This is a genomic window from Kitasatospora sp. MAA4, assembly GCF_029893355.1.
Classification (GTDB): Bacteria; Actinomycetota; Actinomycetes; order Streptomycetales; family Streptomycetaceae; genus Kitasatospora.
In genome coordinates, this window is sequence record NZ_JARZAI010000021.1 from 14,607 (window position 1) to 34,789 (window position 20,183).

A 20,183-nucleotide genomic window follows, 5' to 3' on the forward strand; every position below is an offset into this window, starting at 1 on the left:
CCTGCAAGGGATCAGGCACGCACCGTGACGGATTCCAGCCGCGAGACCAGCGCGGTGACCTGGCGGGCGATGTCCGGCGCGGTCAGGCCGATCTCGGCGAGGATCTCCTCGCGCTTGGCGTGGTCCAGGAACTCCTGCGGGATGCCGAAGTCGCGCAGCGGCAGGTCCACCTCGGCGTCGCGCAGCGCCTGGGCGACCGCGGAGCCGACGCCGCCGGCCCGGCCGTTGTCCTCGACCGTGACGACCACCCGGTGCTCGGCCGCCAGGCCCGGCAGGGCGGCGTCCACCGGCTTGACCCAGCGCGGGTCGACCACGGTGGAGCTGATGCCCTGGGCGTCCAGCAGCGCGGCCAGGTCCAGGCAGAGCGGGGCCAGCGCGCCGACCGAGACGATCAGTACGTCCGCCCGGTGCTCGCCCTCGGGCAGCTGGTCGGCGGAGCCGTGCAGCACGTCCATGCCGCCGATCCGGCCGACCGAGGCCACCGCCGGGCCGACCGAGCCCTTGGAGTAGCGGACCACGGTCGGGGCGTCGGTGACCTCGACCGCCTCGCGCAGCTGGGCGCGCAGCTGGTCGGCGTCGCGCGGGGCGGCCAGCCGCAGCCCGGGGACGACCTGGAGGATCGACATGTCCCACATGCCGTTGTGCGACGCGCCGTCGGTGCCGGTGACGCCCGCGCGGTCGAGCACGAAGGTGACGCCCAACTTGTGCAGCGCCACGTCCATCAGGACCTGGTCGAAGGCCCGGTTGAGGAAGGTCGCGTAGACCGCGACCACCGGGTGCAGACCGGCCGTCGCCAGGCCGGCGGCCGAGACGGCCGCGTGCTGCTCGGCGATGCCGACGTCGAAGGTCCGCTTCGGGAAGGCCTTGGCGAACGGCGCCAGGCCCACCGGGTGCAGCATCGCGGCGGTGATCGCCACGATGTCCTTGCGCTCGCGGCCGAGTTCGACCATCTCCTCGCCGAAGACCGAGGTCCAGTCCTTGCCGGAGGTCTTCACCGGCAGGCCGGTGTCGGGGTGGATGACGCCGACCGCGTGGAAGCGGTCCTCCTCGTTCTGCAGCGCGGCCTGGTAGCCGCGGCCCTTCTCGGTGATGCAGTGCACGATGACCGGGCCGCCGAAGCCGCGGGCGCGGCGCAGCGCCGACTCCAGGGCGGTGATGTCGTGGCCGTCGATCGGGCCGAGGTACTTGAGGCCGAGGTCCTCGAACATGCCCTGCGGGGCGATGAAGTCCTTGAGGCCCTTCTTGGCGCCGTGCAGCGCCCCGGCCAGCGGCTGGCCGACCACCGGCGTGCGCTGCAGCGCGTCCTTGCCCCAGGTCAGGAAGCGCTCGTAGCCCTGGGTGGTGCGCAGCGTGGTGAGGTGGTTGGCCAGGCCGCCGATGGTCGGCGAGTAGGAGCGCTCGTTGTCGTTGACCACGATGATCACCGGGCGGTCCCTGCCGTCGGCGATGTTGTTCAGCGCCTCCCAGGCCATGCCGCCGGTCAGCGCGCCGTCACCGGTGACCGCGACCACCGGGCAGTCCTTGAGGCCCTGCAACTGGGTGGCCTTGGCGATGCCGTCGGCGTAGCCGAGCACCGTGGAGGCGTGCGAGTTCTCGATCACGTCGTGCTCGGACTCGGCCCGGGACGGGTAGCCGGACAGGCCGCCCTTCATCTTCAACCGGGTGAAGTCCTGCCGACCGGTCAGCAGCTTGTGGACGTAGCTCTGGTGCCCGGTGTCGAAGAGGATCCGCTCGCGCGGGGAGTCGAAGACCCGGTGCAGCGCGATGGTGAGCTCCACCACGCCGAGGTTGGGGCCGAGGTGGCCGCCGGTCTTGGCGACCTCCTCGATCAGGAAGTCCCGGATCTCCTGCGCCAGGTCAGCCAGCTGTCCCGGGGTGAGCCGGTCGAGATCGCGCGGTCCCCGAATGCGGGTCAGCAGGGCCACCCGTTCCTCCTCAGTCAGTACGTGTCCGGGTGAACCCGGTCCCGGGAGCCCCTTCGGACTCGTCCGGCTGGTCGAGTCTAATGTCCACCCGCCGGACAGAGTGCGGGGAGGGCGGCCCCGGCGGGGCGCGCGAAGGCCCGGAACGCGCCCCCTTTGGTGGCGCGTTCCGGGCTTCGGGGTGGTATCAGCCGCGGCCGGCGGACTTCTGGGTGCGGCGGGAGACCGAGTCGAGCACCACGGCACCGAGCAGCACCGCGCCGGTGATCATGTACTGGATCGACTGGCTGATGCCCTCCAGGTCCAGGCCGGTGATGATCGACTGGATCACCAGCGCGCCCAGCAGCGCCGACCAGGTCTTGCCCCGACCGCCGAAGAGGCTGGTCCCGCCGATGACGGCCGCCGCGATGGCGTTCATCAGGACGAAGCCGCTGCCGGTCTGCTTGTCGGCGAATCCGGCCTGCGAGGCCATGAAGAGGCCGCCGACCGACGCCAGGCCGGCCGAGATCATGTAGACCGAGATCCGCAGCCGGGCCACGTTGATACCGGCCCGGCGGGCCGCCTCGACGCCGCCGCCGACCGCGAAGACCTTGCGGCCGTAGGTGGTGCGGCGCAGCACGAAGTCGGTGACGATCACCACACCGAGCAGCACCACCAGGGCCAGCGGCAGGCCGCGGTCCTGGTTGAGGACGTAGGCGGCACCGAAGGCGAGGACGGCCAGCAGGCCGGCGCGCAGCGCGATCTCGCTGACCGGGCGGAACGGCAGTCCGGCCTCGCGGCGGCTCCTGGCGCCCCTCAGCGCGGCCACCAGGTAGCCGGCCACGCTGACCGCGGCCAGGCCGTAGGCGGCGGCGACCGAGTCGAAGAAGTAGTTGTCCAGGTTGGCGATCACGCCGTTCGGGATGTTGTTCAGCGTCCCGGTGTTGCCCATCACATAGCCCTGCAGACCACTCCAGGTCAGCATGCCGGCCAGCGTGACGACGAAGGCCGGCACGCCGATCTTCGCGAAGAAGAAGCCGTGCAGCGCGCCGATCGCCAGCGCCGCCACGATGGCGATCACGATCGCCAGGTACTCGTTGACGCCGTGCTGGATGGAGAGCACCGCGGAGATGGCGGCCGAGACGCCGGCCACCGAGCCGAGCGAGAGGTCGATCTCGCCGAGCAGCAGCACGAAGACGATGCCGACCGAGATCAGGCCCGGGCCCGCGATGTAGAGGGCGATGTTGGAGAGGTTGCCGGCGTTCAGGAAGTTGCCGGTCAGGCCCTGGAAGATGGCGGCGATCAGGATCAGACCGAGCACCACGGGGACCGAACCCAGGTCGCCGCTGCGCAACTTGCTCTTGAACTCGGCCAGGTAGCCGGCGAAGCCGCGCTCGCGCACCAGCAGCCGGGGGTCCACGGCGGGGACGTTCGTCGCTGAAGTCTCGGTCACTGTAATGCCGTTCGTCCGGGAGGCGTTCTGGGTGGTGGAGTGCTTGCTCACTGGTTCGCCCCCGCCACCCGGGCCTGGCGCCGGGTCACCGCGTTGTCGGTGGCGCCGGTGATGGCGGAGATGATCGTCTCGTGGCTGGTGGTCGCGACCGGGAAGACGCCGTTGTTGCGGCCCAGCCGCAGCACCGCGACCTCGTCCGCCACGGCCCGCACGTCCGCCATGTTGTGGCTGATCAGGATCACGCCGAGGCCGCGCTCGCGCAGCCGCTCGACCAGGTCCAGGACCTGGGCGGTCTGCTCGACGCCGAGGGCGGCGGTCGGCTCGTCGAGGATGACGATCTTCGGGTCGCCGACCAGCGCGCGGGCGATCGCCACCACCTGGCGCTGGCCGCCGGAGAGGGCCGCGACCGGGATGCGCACGCTGGGGATCCGGATCGAGAGCGTGTCGAGCAGCTCCTTGGCCCGCTTCTCCATGGCCACCTCGTCCAGGCGGCCGCCGCGCACGAGCTCGCGGCCGAGGAAGAGGTTGGCGACCACGTCGAGGTTGTCGCAGAGCGCGAGGTCCTGGTAGACCGTCGCGACGCCGAGCGCCTGGGCGTCCTGAGGACGGTTCAGGTGGACCGGCTTGCCGGCCCACTCGATGGCGCCCTCGTCGATCGGGTGGACCCCGGCGATGGTCTTGACCAGGGTGGACTTGCCGGCGCCGTTGTCGCCGACCAGCGCGACCACCTGTCCGGCGCGCACCTCCAGGTCGACGCCGGTGAGCACCTGGACGGCACCGAATCGCTTGGAGACCGAGCGCAACGCCAGGATGGGTGCGTCTGTGTGAACCATGGTGTCTGGGCTCCTTCGTGCCCGGGTCCTGGGGGATCTGCCACCGGACCGGGTCAGCCACGCGCCGCCCCGGGCGCGAAGAGGTAGTGCGGGAGACAAGGGGAGGCGTACCCGGCCAAGGCCCGTACGCCGGACGGCGAACAGCCGGCCGGACCCGTCAGGAGGGTCCGGCCGGCCTCGGCCGTTTACTGGATGCCGGCGGCCTTGCAGGCGTCGGCGTACTGGGCGGTGCAGATGTCGCTGGCCTTGTAGAGGCCGTCCGCGATCACGGTGCTCTGGATGTTGGCCTTGGTCACCACGACCGGGGTGAGCAGCAGCGAGGGGATGTTGCTGCTGCCGCTGGCGGTCATCGAGGTGGCCACGCCGGACACGCTCAGGTTGTGCAGCAGGTTGACGGCGATGGTGGCCGCACCCTCGGCCTCCGGCTTGTACGCCTTGTAGATGGTGTACGCCTGGTCACCCGTCAGGATGCGCTGGATGGCGTCCGAGGCGGCGTCCTGGCCACCGACCGGGACGTTGGTGATGCCCTGGGCCTTGAGCGCGGTGATGATGGCGGCGGCCATGCCGTCGTTGGCGGAGTAGACGCCCTGGAAGCCGGTCTTGCCGAGCGCGGTGATCGCGGCGCCGATCTTCTGGCTGGCCACGGTCGGCTGCCACTGGCCGGACTGCTCGTAGGCGATCTTCTTCACGCCGGTGTCGAGCACCTTGTGCGCACCGGCCTTGAACTGACCGGCGTTCGGGTCGGCGTCGTCACCGTTGATCATGACGATGCTGTCGCTGGAGGCGTTCGCGCCGAGCGCGCTGATCAGCGCCTGGCCCTGCAGCTCGCCGACCTTCTCGTTGTCGAAGGAGATGTAGGCGGCGACCGGGCCGGCGGCGAGGCGGTCGTACGCGATGACCTTGACGCCCTTCTTGGCGGCGTCGGTCACCCAGGACTCGGTGCCCTTGGCGTTCACCGCGTCCAGCAGGATCACCTTGACGCCCTGCGAGACCATCGTGTCGAACTGCTGCTTCTGGGTCGCCGCATCGCCGTTGGCGTTGTTGTACTTGACGTCGCAGTCCGAGCAGAGGTCCTTGATCTTGGCCGTGATCAGCGGCTTGTCGAAGGACTCGTAGCGGACCGAGGAGGAGTTCTCCGGCAGGAGCAGGCCAACGGTCTTGGTGTCACCGCTGCTTGCCGAGGTGCCGCCACCGGCCTTGCCACAGGCGGCCATGGTGAGGGCCATCGAGACCGCGGCGGTGCCGATGACGACGCGACGCATCATTGCGTTCATGGTGGGGGGTGCCTCCCTGACGGAGCCGCAACGTCGCGGCAAGGTGGAAGGGAGTCAACCCGTCACTCCACCTTGTCGTCAACAAGTAAACCCAGCGGTGCTGCGATCCAAACCCTTTCGTTATCTTCTCGAAGGCTAAGTTGATACATTTGTACGGTTTGCGGGTCAGCTTCGAGCGGTTGACGAGTGCGCGGAATGTCCGAGTGCGCCCGTTTCGCCCATCTCGCTCATGACCAGCGCGAGCGCTCCCAGCACCTCCGCACGGCCCCCCAGGGTGCCCGGGACGATGGAGAGCTGACGGGCTGCCGAGGGGATCGCATAGCGCGCCACGGAGTCGCGAATCGGGGAAAGTACCAGCTCACCGGCCTCGGCGAGGTCTCCGCCGAGGATCACCCGGCGGGGGTTGAGCAGGTTGCAGAGCATCGCGACACCGGTGCCGATCTGCCGTCCGGCGTCGGCGATCACCCGACGGCACCCCAGATCCCCGTCCTGGGCCAGTTGGACGACCGAGGAGAGGGTCAGCTCGCGTTCATGGCTCGCGTTCAAGAGGTTGAGTAGGTAGCGGGAGCCGACGAAGGTCTCCAGGCACCCCCGGTTGCCGCAGCGGCAGACCGGCCCTGCCTCGTCCAGGGTGATGTGCCCGATCTCACCGGCCGTGCCGCCCGGGCCGCGGTAGATCTGACCGTTGATCACCAGGCCCGAGCCGACGCCGCTGGCCACCTTGATGTAGGCCAGGTCGCTCAGGCCGCGCCCGGCGCCCCAGACCAGCTCGCCCAGTGCGCCGAGGTTGGCGTCGTTGTCGACGTAGACCTCCATGCCCAGCCGGGAGGAGAGTTCACGGCCCGGCGCGATGCCCGTCCAGCCCGGCAGGATCGCGGTGGAGCCGAGCGCGCCGGTCTCCACGTCGATCGGGCCCGGCACTCCGAGGCCGACCCCGATCACCTTGTCAGGCCGGAAGCCGGCCTGCTCCAGCAGCCGCTCCACCAGGGCCTCGGCCCGGTCGAAGCCCTGCGCGGCCGAGACGTCCACGTTCATCGGCTCGCTCTCCTCGGCGAGCACCCGGTGCGCCAGGTTGCCGACCGCCACCCGCAGGTGGGAGTGGCCGAAGTCGACGCCGACCACGATCCCGGCGTCCCCGCTGAGCGAGACCGAGCGCGCCCGGCGCCCGCCCGAGGAGGTGTCGGCGACCACGACGGTGCCGCTCTCCTTCAGCTCCCGGACGATGTTGGAGACCGTCGCCGCCGAGAGACCGGTCCCCCGGGCGATCTCCGCCTGCGTCAGCGACCCCGCCATCCGCACCGCGCGCAGCACCCGCTCCAGGTTGGCGCGGTGCAGCGACGACTGTGAACCCGGCGTGTCCATCGACATGATTTACCCTCCCAGGGGCCCGGAGACCCGACCGTCCCCGCCCCAGGCCGCGCCCTTGCGGCGGAGCTCGTGAATGAGGAGCTGCCACGCCGCGTGCCGCCGACGTTGCAACCAGTGTTCACCTTCAACTTTTGAACTCTATGCTGAGTGGGCCCGGCAATGCGGCTCTGGCGTCGGTGGCGGTCCTGCCACGCCGAACGGGACCTGCCAGGGGCGCCAAATGGAGCACCCTTACGATGTCCTTATCTCAGCCGCCCCACGGGCACCAGAACCGGTCCGGCCGGGCGGCACCCATACAGACATGACGGGGCATCATATGTCAGGGGATCACCCGAACCCGGGCGGCGGGCCGCAGGACTCCACGGCGCCGGACCAGCGAGGCGCAGCGGCCGGCCGACGGCCCGGCGTCGACCCGGCGGCAGTCGCGGACCAGATGACGCAGCTCGACGGAGCACCGATCCCCGCCCAGGCCGCCGGCCCGGTGCCCCCGCAGCCCCCGGCCGCGCCGAGCGGACCGCTCGCGGACGTCAGCTACCAGCCGACCGCACCCGCCTTCCCCGCGCAGGCCCCGGGCGCCCCCGGCCCGGCCCCCGCCAGCTCCCCCGGGTACGGCGCGCCCGTGCCGCCGGGGGCGCCGATCGGCCCCTACGACCCGCCCCAGGCCGCCGCCTCGTACGGCTACCCGCAGCCCATGCCGACCCCGCCGCCCGCCTACAACGCGGCGCAGGGCGGCTACGGCCACCCCGGCCCGGCGCCCGACCAGGGCGGCTACGGCATGCCGCCGCAGTACGGCCAGCAGCAGGTCGGCTACAGCTACCCGGGGCCGGTGCTGCCGGCGCCGGCAGCACCCAAGCAGCGCAACGGGGTGCTGGTCTTCGGCGGGGTCGCCGGCGGCATCCTGGCGATCGGCATCGTGATCGGCCTGATCATCCTCTTCACCCCCGGCCCCGCCCCCAAGCCCAACGCCACGGGCGGCACCAGCGCCGGCGTCACCGGCGGCGGCACCGGAGGGGGCGGCGGCGGGAGCAGCACCGGCAAGCTCAACGTCAGCTGGACGGTGCCGAAGTCCAGCGTCAGCGGCTCCGACTCGCACACCCTGGGCGAGTGGACCACCGACAAGCTGCTGGTGCGCGGCGACGCGACCGCGCTGACGGCCTACAACCTGAGCAACGGCCAGGTGGCCTGGACGCTGACGCCGCCGAGCGGCACCAAGGCGTTCTGCTCGATGTCCGCCAGCACCAACAAGAAGGACGTCGGCGGCGTCACGTTCAACCTCGGCGACGACGACTGCGCCTCGGTCGGCGCGGTGGACGCCACCACCGGCAAGCTGCTGTTCAACGTCGGCAGCTCGCTGCCCAGCAAGAGCTTCGACACCCAGGTCACCGTCACCGACACCACGGTGGCCGCCGCGAGCGGCGCGCTGCTGGGCGGCTTCAACCTCTCGGACGGCAAGTCCGCGTGGAACTACAAGGACCGCGGCGACTACTGCAACGAGAGCTCGGACACCGCCGGTTCGGTCGTCGTGGTCAGCGACTTCTGCCCGGACGCCAACCCGAAGCAGCAGCTGTCGGTGCTCAACGCCGACACCGGCCAGATCACCTCGTCGTTCGCGCTGACCACCGACAACGACCGGCTGACCAACATCGTCTCGACCAAGCCGCTGGTGCTGCAGATCTCCTCCGGCTACGACAACGACTACATGGTGGGCGTCGACGCCTCGGGCAAGACGATGGCCAAGATCCCACTGAAGGTCGCCGGTGAGGACCGGCTCCAGCTCAGCTCCGCCTCCGCCGCGCTGAGCAAGAACATCGTGCTGGGCAACACCCTGTACGTCGAGGTCACCAAGAACGACAAGACCGCGATCCGTGCCATCGACCTGGTCTCCGGCACCACACTGTGGACCGTCGACGGTGGCGCCGAGCAGGGCCTGCGCCTGGTCGACGGCAGCAAGGACGGCAAGCCGCTGGCGATCGCGATCGACGGCTACGGCAAGGGCGCCCGGCTGGTCTCGCTCAGCCCGGCCGACGGCTCGCTCACGGCGGTCTCCTCCTTCAACGTCAAGAGCGACAGCTTCATGCCGTTCCAGGACGCGCAGGTACTGGTGGCGACCGACCTCAGCCAGGTGCTGACCGTCCCGCAGCTGCCGATCGAGGCCACCGCCACGCTCTACAGCAAGGGCTGACCGGGCGTCGGTGCGCGGGCGGAGCAACCGCCCGCGCACCGGGCCGATATCCCTGCGGTGGCGGGGAAGGGTCATGGGAGGATGCCAAGCAACAAGCCTGACGAAGGAGTCCTGCGAGTGCCTGGCACCAACTTGACCCGTGAGGAGGCCCGGACCCGGGCCCAGCTCCTCCACGTGGACGCGTACGACATCGAGCTCGACCTGAGCTCGGCCCGTGACGGCGGCACGTTCCGGTCCACCACCGTGGTCCGGTTCACGGCCGCCGAGCCCGGTGCCGCCACCTTCATCGACCTGGTCGCCCCGGCCATCCACGAGATCGTGCTGAACGGCACGCAGCTGGACCTCGCGGCCTTCGCGGACAGCCGGATCGCGCTGACCGGCCTGGCCGCCGAGAACGAGCTGCGGGTGGTCGCCGACTGCGCGTACACCAACACCGGCGAGGGCCTGCACCGCTTCGTCGACCCGGTCGACGGCGAGACCTACCTCTACACGCAGTTCGAGGTCCCGGACGCCCGCCGGGTGTTCGCCTCGTTCGAGCAGCCCGACCTCAAGGCCGCCTTCACCTTCACGGTGACCGCCCCGCGCGGCTGGGTCGTGGTCTCCAACTCCCCCACCCCGCAGCCCATCGGCGACGGCGACACCCAGGTCTGGAACTTCGCGCCGACCGGCCGGATCTCCACCTACATCACCGCGCTGATCGCCGGCCCGTACGTCGGCGTCTTCGACGAGTACACCGACGGCGCCCAGAGCGTCCCGCTCGGCATCTACTGCCGGCCGTCGCTCAAGGAGTTCCTGGACGCCGACGCGATCTTCGACGTCACCAAGCAGGGCTTCTCGTACTTCCAGGAGAAGTTCGACTACGCATACCCGTTCGAGAAGTACGACCAGCTGTTCGTACCGGAGTTCAACGCCGGCGCGATGGAGAACGCCGGCGCGGTGACCCTGCGCGACCAGTACGTCTTCCGCTCCAAGGTCACCGATGCCTCCTACGAGGCCCGCGCGACCACCATCCTGCACGAGCTCGCCCACATGTGGTTCGGCGACCTGGTCACCATGGAGTGGTGGAACGACCTCTGGCTGAACGAGTCGTTCGCGACCTACGCCGAGATGGTCGCCCTGGTCGAGCCCGAGGGCACCCGCTGGCCGAACGGCTGGACCACCTTCGCCAACCAGATGAAGACCTGGGCGTACCGGCAGGACCAACTGCCGTCCACGCACCCGATCATGGCCGAGATCAACGACCTGGAGGACGTCCAGGTCAACTTCGACGGCATCACCTACGCCAAGGGCGCCTCGGTCCTCAAGCAGCTGGTGGCGTACGTGGGCCAGGACGCGTTCTTCAAGGGCCTGCAGGCCTACTTCAAGCAGCACGCCTGGGGCAACACCACCCTGCCCGACCTGCTCGGCGCCCTGGAGAGGGCCAGCGGCCGCGACCTCAAGTCCTGGTCGAAGGCCTGGCTGGAGACCGCCGGCATCAACATCCTGCGCCCCGAGATCGAGATCGGCGCCGACGGCCTGGTCAGCTCCTTCACCGTCGTCCAGGAGGCCCCCGCGCTGCCCGCCGGCGCCAAGGGCCAGGCCGCCCTGCGCCCCCACCGCATCGCCATCGGCAGCTACCAGCTGACCGACGGCCAACTGGTCCGCACCGACCGGATCGAACTGGACGTCGACGGCGAACGCACCGCCGTCCCGCAGCTGACCGGCCGCCCGCGACCCTCCGTCGTGCTGCTCAACGACGACGACCTCTCCTACGCCAAGCTGCGCCTGGACGCCCACTCGCTGGCCGTCGTCACCGAGCACCTCGGCGCGTTCACCGACACGCTGCCGCGCGCACTGGTCTGGGCCGCCGCCTGGGACATGACCCGCGACGGCGAGATGGCCACCCGCGACTACCTCGCACTCGCCATCGCCGGTCTGCCCCGCGAGTCCGACATCGGCGTCGTCCAGTCCGTCCAGCGCCAGGTCAAGCTCGCCCTCGACGCCTACGCCGACCCCACCTGGCGCACCGAAGGCCAGGCCCGCTGGGCCACCACCGCCGAACAGCAGCTGCGCGCAGCCGCCCCCGGCAGCGACCACCAGCTCGCCTGGGCCCGCACCCTGGCCGGCGCGGCACACTCCGACACACAACTCGACCTGCTGGCAGGGCTGCTGGACGGCTCGGTCGAGATCGAGGGCCTGGCCGTCGACACCGAGCTGCGCTGGGTGCTGCTGAGCAGCCTCGTCGCCGCCGGCCGCGCCGACGAGCAGGCCATCGCGGACGAGCTGGTCCGCGACAACACCGCAGCCGGTAAGGAGCACGCCGCCAGCTGCGGCGCCGCCCGCCCGACCGCCGCCGCCAAGGCCGAGGCCTGGGCCTCGGTGGTGGAGTCGGACGAGCTGACCAACTACGTCCAGGACGCGGTCATCGCCGGTTTCGTCCAGGCCGACCAGCGCGAGCTGCTCAAGCCGTACACCGCGAAGTACTTCGCCGCGGTGCAGGGCATCTGGGAGACCCGCAGCCACGAGATCGCCCAGCAGCTGATCGTCGGCCTGTACCCGGCGATCCAGATCGAGCAGGCCACCCTGGACGCCACCGACGCCTGGCTCGCCGCCAGCGACCCGGCCCCGGCCCTGCGCCGGATGATGATCGAGGCCCGCGCGGGCGTCGAGCGCGCCCTCAAGGCCCAGGCCGCCGACCGGGCCGCCGCGACCCGCTGAGGCTGACCGCACCCGGACAGGCCGTCGACACCGCCCACGCGGTGTCGACGGCCTGTCCGTTTCCCCGCACTACGCTGGAGACACAGATCCCCCGGAGGAGACAGCGCATGGACTACGCCAGGATGCGGGCCGTCGCGGACGAACTCGCCGCCCACGCGCCCGAGGACGTCTGGGCCATCGAGATCAGCGGGGACGAGATCATCATGACGATGAGCCAGGTGAACCTGCACGAACTCATCGTCTACCGCCTCGCCAAACACCTCGACCGCCAGCTGGAGCAGTCAGCGCTGGGACTGATCGCCCACGGCGGGGCCGACGTCGAGGACCCGGCGTCGGGGATCAAGCGCCGACCGGATGTCATGGTGTTCCCCGAGGCCGCCCTGGAATCGGGTGAAGCCGTCCACCCGCGCGACGTCACAGCCGTGGTCGAGGTCGTCTCCAAGTCCAACCCGGAGAACGACTACGAGGGCAAGATGCGCGACTACCCCACCATGGGCATCCCGTACTACCTGATCGTCGACCCGCGCACCGGCACTGGCCTGGTGCTCTCCGCCCCGCACAGCACCCCCGAGGGCCCGCGCTACAGCACCCGCCGCGAGTTCCGCTTCGGCGAGACCGTCCAGCTCGGCGCGTACGAGATCGGGACGGCCGACTTCCCGACCTACTGATCCCCGGGGGTCGACACGCCACGTGCGGGGTGTTCCCCGGGGCGGGGAGTGGGGAGACTGGCGGGGTGGACGACGTGACGGTGACTGGTGTGGATGCGGACTCGGGTGGGCTCGGGGTCCGGTTGAACTGGTTGCGGGCGGGGGTGCTCGGGGCCAATGACGGGGTGGTGTCGACGGCGGGTCTGGTGGTCGGGGTGGCGGGGGCGACGCAGTCCTCGACGGTGCTGCTGGCTTCGGGGCTGGCGGGGCTGCTGGCGGGGGCGCTCTCGATGGCGTCCGGCGAGTACGTGTCGGTCAGCACCCAGCGGGACGCCGAGAAGGCGGCGCTGGAGACCGAGCGGCGGGAGCTGGCGGAGCAGCCGGTCGCGGAACTCGCCGAGCTGGCGGGGATGTTCGAGGAGCGGGGGCTGACGCCGGAGCTGGCCAGGGAGGTGGCCGAGCAGCTGACGGAACGGGACGCGCTCACCGCGCACGCCCGGGTGGAACTGGGGATCGACCCCGAGCAGATCGTCAACCCGTGGCACGCGGCCTGGGCCAGCTGCGCGGCGTTCACGGTCGGGGCGACGCTGCCGCTGCTGGCCATCGTGCTGCCGCCGACCGATGTGCGGGTGCCGGTGACGGTCTGCGCGGTGCTGTGCGCCCTGGTGCTGACGGGCTGGGTGGGCGCGCGGCTGGGTGAGGCGCCGGTGCGGCGGTCGGTGGTGCGCAACGTCGTCGGGGGCGGTCTGGCGATGGCCGTGACGTATGCGGCGGGCTACCTGATCGGATCGGGCTGAGACAGCGCGAAGAACCCCGCCGCCCGGGTGGGCGGCGGGGCGGGAAGAGCCGGTTACTTCTTCTTGCTGACGGTCGACTTGGACCCGACCATCACCAGTCCGGCGATGACCGCGAAGGCGAGCAGCGGGATCCCCACGTACAGCCCGAGCGACTGTGCGACGGTCAGGCCCTTGTACGGGGCGTCCGCGAGCTCACCGGCCTCGGCGAAGGCGGGCGACGACATCAGCATCATCAGCGTGGCCGCTGCGGTGACCGCACCAGCGCGCAAAGCGTTCCTCTTGTCCACGTTTCCTAAGGTAGCGGCCCTTTATCGGGGGCCGCTCGCCGGGGTCGGCCTTCCGGGGGCCGGGGGCGAAGGCAGCAGCGCGGCGAGGGCCAGGGCGCCGGGGGCGGCGGCGAGCTGTTCGAGGGTGACCGGGGTGCCGGCGGCGTCGGCGACCGGCAGGCGCCAGTTCGGGTACTGGTCCCAGGTGCCGGGGAGGTTCTGCGGCCGCGGGTCGCCGACGGTGTCCGGCAGCCAGACGCCGACCAGCTTCGCCGGGGTGGCCTCCAGGAAGCGGTAGAGCGCGGCCGGGTCGAGCGGGGCTCCGGGTGCGAGCAGGCCGATCCTGGTCAGCTCCGCACGCCAGTCGGCCAGTTCGGCGGCGGCCTCGGCCTGTTCGTCGGCCAGCGGCCGGGCCAGCAGGCCGAGCTGGTGGCGCAGCTCCACGTGCTCGCCGGAGAGCCGGGCCGCGGTGCTGGGCAGGTCGTGGGTGGTGAGCGTGGCGAGGCAGGCGGCGCGCCACCGCTCGGGGGGCAGCGGGCTGCCCTTGTCGCCGGCGTCGCCCGCCCAGTCGCGTTCGAACCAGAGCACCGAGGTGCCGAGGATGCCGCGCGCCGCCAGCTCCTCGCGCACGCCGGGCTCGACCGTCCCGAGGTCCTCGCCGATCACGGCGGTGCCCGCCCGGTGCGCCTCCAGGGCGAGCACGCCGAGCATCGCCTCGGCGTCGTAGCGGACGTAGGTGCCCTCGGTGGGCGGGCGGCCTTCCGGCACCCACCAGAGCCGGAAGAGGCCCATCACGTGGTCGATCCGGATCGCGCCGGCGTGCCGGGCCGCCGAGCGCAGCAGCTCCGCGTACGGGGCGTAGCCGGTGGCGGCCAGCGCGTCGGGGCGCCAGGGCGGCAGGCCCCAGTCCTGGCCGTGCGCGTTGAACGCGTCGGGCGGGGCGCCGACCGAGATGCCGGCCGCCAGGACGTCCTGGTGGACCCAGGCGTCGGCGCCGTCCGGGTGGGCACCCACCGCCAGGTCGTGGATCAGGCCGACCGCCATGCCGGCCTGCTCGGCGGCCCGCTGGGCGGCGCCGAGCTGCTCGTCCAGCTGCCAGGCGAGCCAGCGGTGGAACTCCACCGCGTCGGCCAGCTCGGCGCGGGCGGCGGCGACCTGCGGGGTGCCGGGGCGGCGCAGGCCCTTGGGCCACTGGTGCCAGTCGCCGCCGTGCTGCTCGGCCAGCGCGCACCAGGTGGCGTACTGCTCCAACCAGTCGCCCTCGCGCCGGACGTAGGCCCGGTAGGCCTCGGTGCGGCCCGGGCCGCGCGGGACGGCGTGCAGGAGGTGCAGCGCCTCGCGCTTGAGTGACCAGACGGCGTCACGGTCGATCAGTCCGTCGTGCTGGAGCACCTCCTGGCGCAGCCGCTCGGCCTGCCGGGCCAGGGTGTGCAGCCGCTCGCGCGCCTCGGGTGCGGCGTAGGCGTACTCGGGGACGGCCTCGACGCGCAGGTGGACCGGGTCGGCGAAGCGGCGCGAGGAGGGGCGGTAGGGCGAGGGGTCGGAGGGGGTGCCGGGGAGCGCCGCGTGCAGCGGGTTGAGCTGGAGGAAGCCCGCGCCGAGCGCACCCGCCGACCACTGGGCGAGCTCGGCCAGGTCGGCCAGGTCGCCCATGCCCCAGGAGCGTTCGGACAGGACGGAGTAGAGCTGGGCCAGGAAGCCCCAGCCGCGGCCGGCCGGCGCGGTCAGCCGATCGGGGGCGACGATCAGCGGCGCGGACTCGGCGCGCTCGTCCTGTCCGGGCTCGGCCAGCCGCAGGTGCAGGGTGTGCCGGCCGAGCGGGAGGTCGGCCGGCAGCCAGTGCGAACGGCCGGGCGGCAGCTGCCAGTCGGTGCCGTCCTCCAGAGCGATCGTCAGCCGGGCCTCGGCGGGCACGTCCAGGGCGGTGCGCCGGCCTGCGCGGGCGACCAGGCAGAGCGGCAGCAGCCGGGCGGCGGCGCGGGCGCGGTGCTCGGCCAGCGCCCGTTCGACGGCCTGCGGGGTGCTCGCGTCGACGCCCAGCGCGCCGAGCACGGCGACCAGGGTGTGGGCGGAGACCGGGACCGGCCCGGCGCCGGGGTCGTAACTGGTGTCCACCCCGTGGGCGTGGGCCAGTGCCGCCAGCGGCGCGGGCGCCGGCGGGGCATCCTCGGCCGGCGGGGCTCCGAGCGCGGTGCCCGGCGCGGTGGTGGGCTCGACTCCGGACGAGGCGTCGGTCGGGGACGTGGCGGCGTCGGGACGGTTGAGGTATGCGGCCAACACAGGCTCCTGGGGTGGCGGACGGCAGGGGCAACGCGGGGGGACGGCACGGTAAGTGACAGCACCACTCCTACCCGTGCGCGCCCGCCGCGACCCGCACCGGCACGCCGGGAGAGGGAACCGACGAGGGGTCCGGAGGCGTCTGATGATCGACCGTGGAGCACCCGGCGACAGCGGATCGTGACCGAATTGCCAGGCAATGTGGGGTAAACCGGACAGAATGGTGTACCGCGTTGACACTGACGCGCCCAACTGGTGGGCTGGGGCGGCGGCACCCGGTGCGGTCTGGCGGAGAGCCCGGACGGGTTCGCCGCACGCCCTTCGATCACCCCGTTCGGCCGACTGCCCCCGGCCGCGAGGAGGCCCCTGTGCAGACCCGTGTGTCCGCAGCCGCCGGGAGGCGGTTGCGACAGCAGCTCGAACAAAGCCCGGCTCTGCGCGAAGTCCTCGACCACCCGGCCGTCCTGGTCACCCGGCGCGCCACCGCCCGGACCGCCCGCCGGGTCGCGCCGCGCACCGCCGACCGGCTGATCGCCGAACTCAAGGGCACCGAAGCGCTGCTGCCGGAGGTGCGGGTCCTGATGGGCCGGACCACCAGCGGCACCGGCACCCTGACGCACCGTCGGGCCACCCTGCGGATCGCCGCCACGCTCTCCGCCGCCGCCGTGATCGGCACCCTGCTGGTCACCGTCCCGGCCTCGGCCGCGCCGTCGCAGCCGTCGGGCGTCTCGGTCAGCGCACCCTCCCGAACCCCGCTCGGCAATCTGACGAACCCGCAGGTCTTCCCGCGCCCGCAGGAGCAGCACCTGAGCGGCAAGCCGGTCACCGTGCCGGCCTCCGTGACGCTGGTGCTCGCCCCACAGGTGGACCCGGGCGCACTGGACGCCGTGCGCGAGGTGCTGAGCGACGGCGGCGCGACCGGGTTCGCGGCAACGCCCCAGGCACCCGCCGCCGGCTCGCTGGTGGTCTACGTCGGCGGGCCCGGCGAGGAGTCCGACGGCGGCGCCGAGCAGGCCTTGCAGGCCCTCGGCGCGCCCTCCCCCGCCGGACTCCCGGCCGGCGGCTACGTGCTGGCGGCTGGTCAGCTGCCCGCCGCCGGCGGCGGGACGTACGGCGCCGTGGTGCTCTCCGGGGTCGACGGCGAGGGCACCTTCCACGCCGCCCAGAGCCTGCGCCAGCTGCTGACCACCGTCCCGGCGGGCCAGGGGCAGCTGGCGGGCCAGTCGGCCGCGGCCTTCGGGTTCCCCGGCGTCGTGCTGCGCGACTGGCCGTCCGGGGCGCCCGTCCGGGGCGTCGCCGAGTCCTTCTTCGGCACGCCGTGGACCCCCGCCCAGCGCCTGGACCAGATCGACTTCCTGGGACGCACCAAGCAGAACTTCTTCCTCTACGCCCCCGGTGACGACCCGTACCGCCAGGCGCAGTGGCGCGACCCCTACCCCGCCGACCAGCAGTCCCAGCTGCGCGAGCTGGCCGACCGGGCCCGCCTCAACCACGTGACGCTCGGCTACGCGGTCGCCCCCAACCAGACCTTCTGCTACAGCTCCGCCAAGGACGTCGACGCGCTGATCGCCAAGCTCGGCGCGATGCGCGAACTCGGCTTCGAGGCGTTCCAGTTGCAGTTCCAGGACGCCAGTTTCAACGAGTGGCACTGCTCGGCCGACAGTAGTAGGTACGGCACCGGCGCGGCCGCCGCCGCCAAGGCGCAGTCCGACCTGGCGGCCAAGGTGCAGAGCCGGCTGATCGCGGCCAACCCCGACCTGGCGCCGCTGTCGATCGTCCCCACCGAGTACTACCAGGCCGGCCGGAGCATCTACCGCACCGCGCTGTCCGCCGGGCTGCCCGCCGCCGTCCAGGTCGCCTGGACCGGGGTCGGGGTGATCCCGGGGAAGATCACGGCCGCTCAGGCCGCGGACAGCGCCTCGGTCTTCGGCCACCCGCTGGTCACCATGGACAACTACCCGGTCAACGACTCCACGCCCGACCGGCTCTACCTCGGCCCGTACGTCGGCCGCGACCCCGAGGTGGCCACCCACTCGGCCGCCCTGCTGACCTCGGGCATGCAGCAGCCGCTCGCCTCCCGGGTCGCGCTCTCCACCGCCGCCGACTTCGCCTGGAACCCGGCCGGCTACCAGCCCGACGCGTCCCTCCAGTACGCGCTGAGCGCGCTGGCCGCCACCGCCGTGCCCGGCAACCCCGCCGACGCGGGCACCGGCCCGGCGCTCGCCGCGCTCACGGCGCTGGCCGGCAACAGCGCCTCCTCCCCGCTCGCCCCCAAGGAGTCCGGCTACCTGACGCCGCTGCTGACGGCCTTCTGGGCCGCGCTGCAGCCCAGCGGCGGCGGCACGGTGGACCTCGGCAAGCTCCAGCAGGCCGCCGACCCGCTGCGGGCCGCCTTCACCACGATGGCCGGCGCCCAGGCCGCGCTGACCGACCCCGCCGCTTCCGGTGGCGGGCCCCTGGCCGGCGAGATCGCGCCCTGGCTCAGCCGGCTCAGCACGTACGGGCAGGCCGGACAGGCGGCCGTGGACATGCTGGTGGCCCAGCACCACGGCGACGGCGCCGGCGCCTGGCAGGCCCGGGTCAAGCTGCGGCAGCTGCGCGACACCCTCGCGCAGGGCTCGGCGACGGTCGGCGCCGGCGTGCTCGACCCGTTCCTCGACCGGGCGACGCAGGCCTCCGACAGCTGGTCCGGGGTGAGCGCCGGCTCGCTCACCCCCACCACCACGATGGGCACCGCGGACGACCACGCGCCTGCCCTGATGACCGACTCCTCGCCGGACACCTTCTACTGGGGCGCCGCGCCGCCGCAACCCGGCGACAGCTTCGGGGTCAGCCTGGGCGACGGCCGCCCGGTGGACACCGTCACCGTGCGGATGGGCTCGACGGACGGCACCGGCGACCCGGGCAGCGACGCGGCCGCGGCGAAGGACGACTACCTGCACGACGGCGTGCTGGAGTACGCCACCGGCGACGGCAGTTGGAAGCAGCTGCTGAAGGTGCACAACCAGAAGACGGTGGCCGCGAAGCTGCCGGACGGCGCCGTGGTCACCGCGATCCGGCTGCGCGCCACCGCCACCCAGCAGACCGCGGTCGCGGTACGGGACTTCAGCGTCAGCGCGCCCGGCGCGGCGCTGGCCAGCGTCTCCGGCGGCCCGGCCGCGGCGCCCGGCTCCTCGGCCGCGGCGGTCCTGGACGGCGACCCGGACACCGCCTACCGCGCGGCGGCCGCGCCGACCGCCACCGACACCCCGCTCACCGTCGACCTCGGCGGCACCCGTCCGCTGGACCGGATCACCGTGCTGACCGACCCCACGGTCAAGGCCACCGCCACCGTGGAGATCCGCAAGGCGGACGGCAGCTGGGCCCCGATCGGCACTCTGAACCCGGGCTACAACGAGCTGCCGACGGGCGGTCAGCCGGTCGGCGCCGTCCGACTGACCTGGGCACCGGGCGGCGACGCGCCGGTGGTCAACCAGATCGTCCCCTGGTACGCCGACACGCCGATCGCCCGGCTGACCCTCTCCGACCCGGAGCTGGACGTGACCGCCGGTGCGGCCGCGCCCGCGAGCACCCAGGCCGTGGTGGACGCGGTCCGGCCGGAGGGCGCCACCGGCGAGATCCGGGCCGAGCTGCCGGTTGGCGTGCCGGGCCTGACCGTGACGCCGGCGCCCGCACCGGGCACCCCCGGTGCCCCGGTGAGCGTGCCGCGCGGCGGGCGGGCCAGCACCACCGTGCAGGTCTCGGCGGCCGCGACGACGCCGTCCGGGACGTACCAGGTGCCGGTCGACTTCACCACCAACGGGGTGACCATCCACCAGACCCTCCAGGTCCACGTGGTGCCGCCGACCGGCGGTCCCGACCTGGCGCTCACCGCCACCGCCGGCTCCTCCGGCGACGACTCGCCGAAGACCCCGGCCTCGGCGATCACCGACGGCAACGCCGCCACCCGCTGGGCCTCGCCCGCGGTGGACAACGCCTGGGTGCAGCTCAAGCTCGCGCAGCCCACCCGGCTGGGCGAGGCGGTGCTGCACTGGCAGGCGGCCTACGCCTCCGCCTACCAGGTGCAGACCTCGCCGGACGGGGTGACCTGGACGACGGTGGCGACCATGGCCGGCCACGGCGGTACCGAGACGGTGCACTTCGACGCGCCGAACACGCTCTACCTGCGGATGCAGGGGGTCAGCCGGGCCACCAAGTACGGCTACTCGCTCTTCGGCATCGAGGCGTACGCGGTCACCGATCCGGCGTCCCCGCCCACCACCGTGCCGACCCCGCCGACCGCCCCCGCGACGCCGGCTCCCGGCGCGCCCGTGCCGGCGCCCACGACGTCGCCCAGCGGGGTGCCCGCGGCGCCCGGCACGGCGGCGCCCTCGGCCCCGCCGGTGATCGTCCCGACGCCGTCCGGGCAGCCGAGCCCGGGCGCCGGGGCGAGCGCCGGCCCGGCCCAGCCGTCCCCGGGGGCGCAGGCGGAGCAGCGCTGACGCGCCT

The 20,183-nt window shown here is 72.7% G+C and carries 12 protein-coding genes; 5 read left to right on the forward strand and 7 right to left on the reverse strand.

Annotated features, from left to right (window positions below; genetic code table 11):
• Positions 1 to 11: 11 nt before the first annotated feature.
• The 5 genes from dxs to P3T37_RS25800 form a co-directional block, all read right to left on the reverse strand.
• Positions 12 to 1,925, reverse strand: a complete 1,914-nt coding sequence (dxs, locus tag P3T37_RS25780) for a 1-deoxy-D-xylulose-5-phosphate synthase (protein WP_280726247.1) — start codon at positions 1,923 to 1,925, stop codon at positions 12 to 14.
• A 184-nt stretch (positions 1,926 to 2,109) separates the two neighbouring features.
• Positions 2,110 to 3,360 (reverse strand): sugar ABC transporter permease, encoded by a 1,251-nt coding sequence (locus P3T37_RS25785; RefSeq protein ID WP_280726358.1) that lies wholly within the window; start codon positions 3,358 to 3,360, stop codon positions 2,110 to 2,112.
• A 41-nt stretch (positions 3,361 to 3,401) separates the two neighbouring features.
• On the reverse strand, positions 3,402 to 4,187 hold the full coding sequence (locus tag P3T37_RS25790) for an ATP-binding cassette domain-containing protein (RefSeq protein ID WP_280726248.1): 786 nt from the start codon (positions 4,185 to 4,187) through the stop codon (positions 3,402 to 3,404).
• A gap of 185 nt (positions 4,188 to 4,372) precedes the next feature.
• Complete coding sequence (locus tag P3T37_RS25795; RefSeq protein ID WP_280726249.1) at positions 4,373 to 5,461, reverse strand: substrate-binding domain-containing protein; 1,089 nt, start codon at positions 5,459 to 5,461, stop codon at positions 4,373 to 4,375.
• A gap of 165 nt (positions 5,462 to 5,626) precedes the next feature.
• Complete coding sequence (locus P3T37_RS25800) at positions 5,627 to 6,823, reverse strand: ROK family transcriptional regulator (RefSeq protein ID WP_280726360.1); 1,197 nt, start codon at positions 6,821 to 6,823, stop codon at positions 5,627 to 5,629.
• 322 nt (positions 6,824 to 7,145) lie between these two features.
• Here P3T37_RS25800 and P3T37_RS25805 point away from each other — a divergent pair, with 322 nt between their 5' ends.
• From P3T37_RS25805 to P3T37_RS25820, 4 genes are all read left to right on the forward strand, one after another.
• On the forward strand, positions 7,146 to 9,011 hold the full coding sequence (locus P3T37_RS25805; protein WP_280726250.1) for a PQQ-binding-like beta-propeller repeat protein: 1,866 nt from the start codon (positions 7,146 to 7,148) through the stop codon (positions 9,009 to 9,011).
• 117 nt (positions 9,012 to 9,128) lie between these two features.
• Positions 9,129 to 11,708 carry an aminopeptidase N gene (pepN, locus tag P3T37_RS25810; protein WP_280726251.1) on the forward strand — a complete coding sequence of 860 codons (2,580 nt, stop codon included), beginning with the start codon at positions 9,129 to 9,131 and terminating at the stop codon, positions 11,706 to 11,708.
• A 107-nt stretch (positions 11,709 to 11,815) separates the two neighbouring features.
• The gene (locus P3T37_RS25815; RefSeq protein WP_280726252.1) at positions 11,816 to 12,376 is read left to right on the forward strand and encodes a Uma2 family endonuclease; all 561 of its coding nucleotides are present in this window, start codon (positions 11,816 to 11,818) and stop codon (positions 12,374 to 12,376) included.
• 74 nt (positions 12,377 to 12,450) lie between these two features.
• Positions 12,451 to 13,152 (forward strand): VIT family protein, encoded by a 702-nt coding sequence (locus P3T37_RS25820; RefSeq protein ID WP_280726253.1) that lies wholly within the window; start codon positions 12,451 to 12,453, stop codon positions 13,150 to 13,152.
• Between the two features lie 53 nt (positions 13,153 to 13,205).
• On the opposite strand, the gene P3T37_RS25825 is transcribed toward P3T37_RS25820, so the two are convergent.
• Positions 13,206 to 13,439, reverse strand: coding sequence for a hypothetical protein (locus P3T37_RS25825; protein ID WP_280726254.1), 234 nt, complete (start codon positions 13,437 to 13,439; stop codon positions 13,206 to 13,208).
• A gap of 21 nt (positions 13,440 to 13,460) precedes the next feature.
• Positions 13,461 to 15,560 carry a 4-alpha-glucanotransferase gene (gene malQ / locus P3T37_RS25830; RefSeq protein WP_280726361.1) on the reverse strand — a complete coding sequence of 700 codons (2,100 nt, stop codon included), beginning with the start codon at positions 15,558 to 15,560 and terminating at the stop codon, positions 13,461 to 13,463.
• A gap of 503 nt (positions 15,561 to 16,063) precedes the next feature.
• Between malQ and P3T37_RS25835 the strand changes: the two genes are divergently transcribed.
• A complete protein-coding gene (locus P3T37_RS25835; protein ID WP_280726255.1) occupies positions 16,064 to 20,176 on the forward strand; it encodes a beta-N-acetylglucosaminidase domain-containing protein in 4,113 nt (1,370 codons plus the stop codon).
• Positions 20,177 to 20,183: the final 7 nt, after the last annotated feature.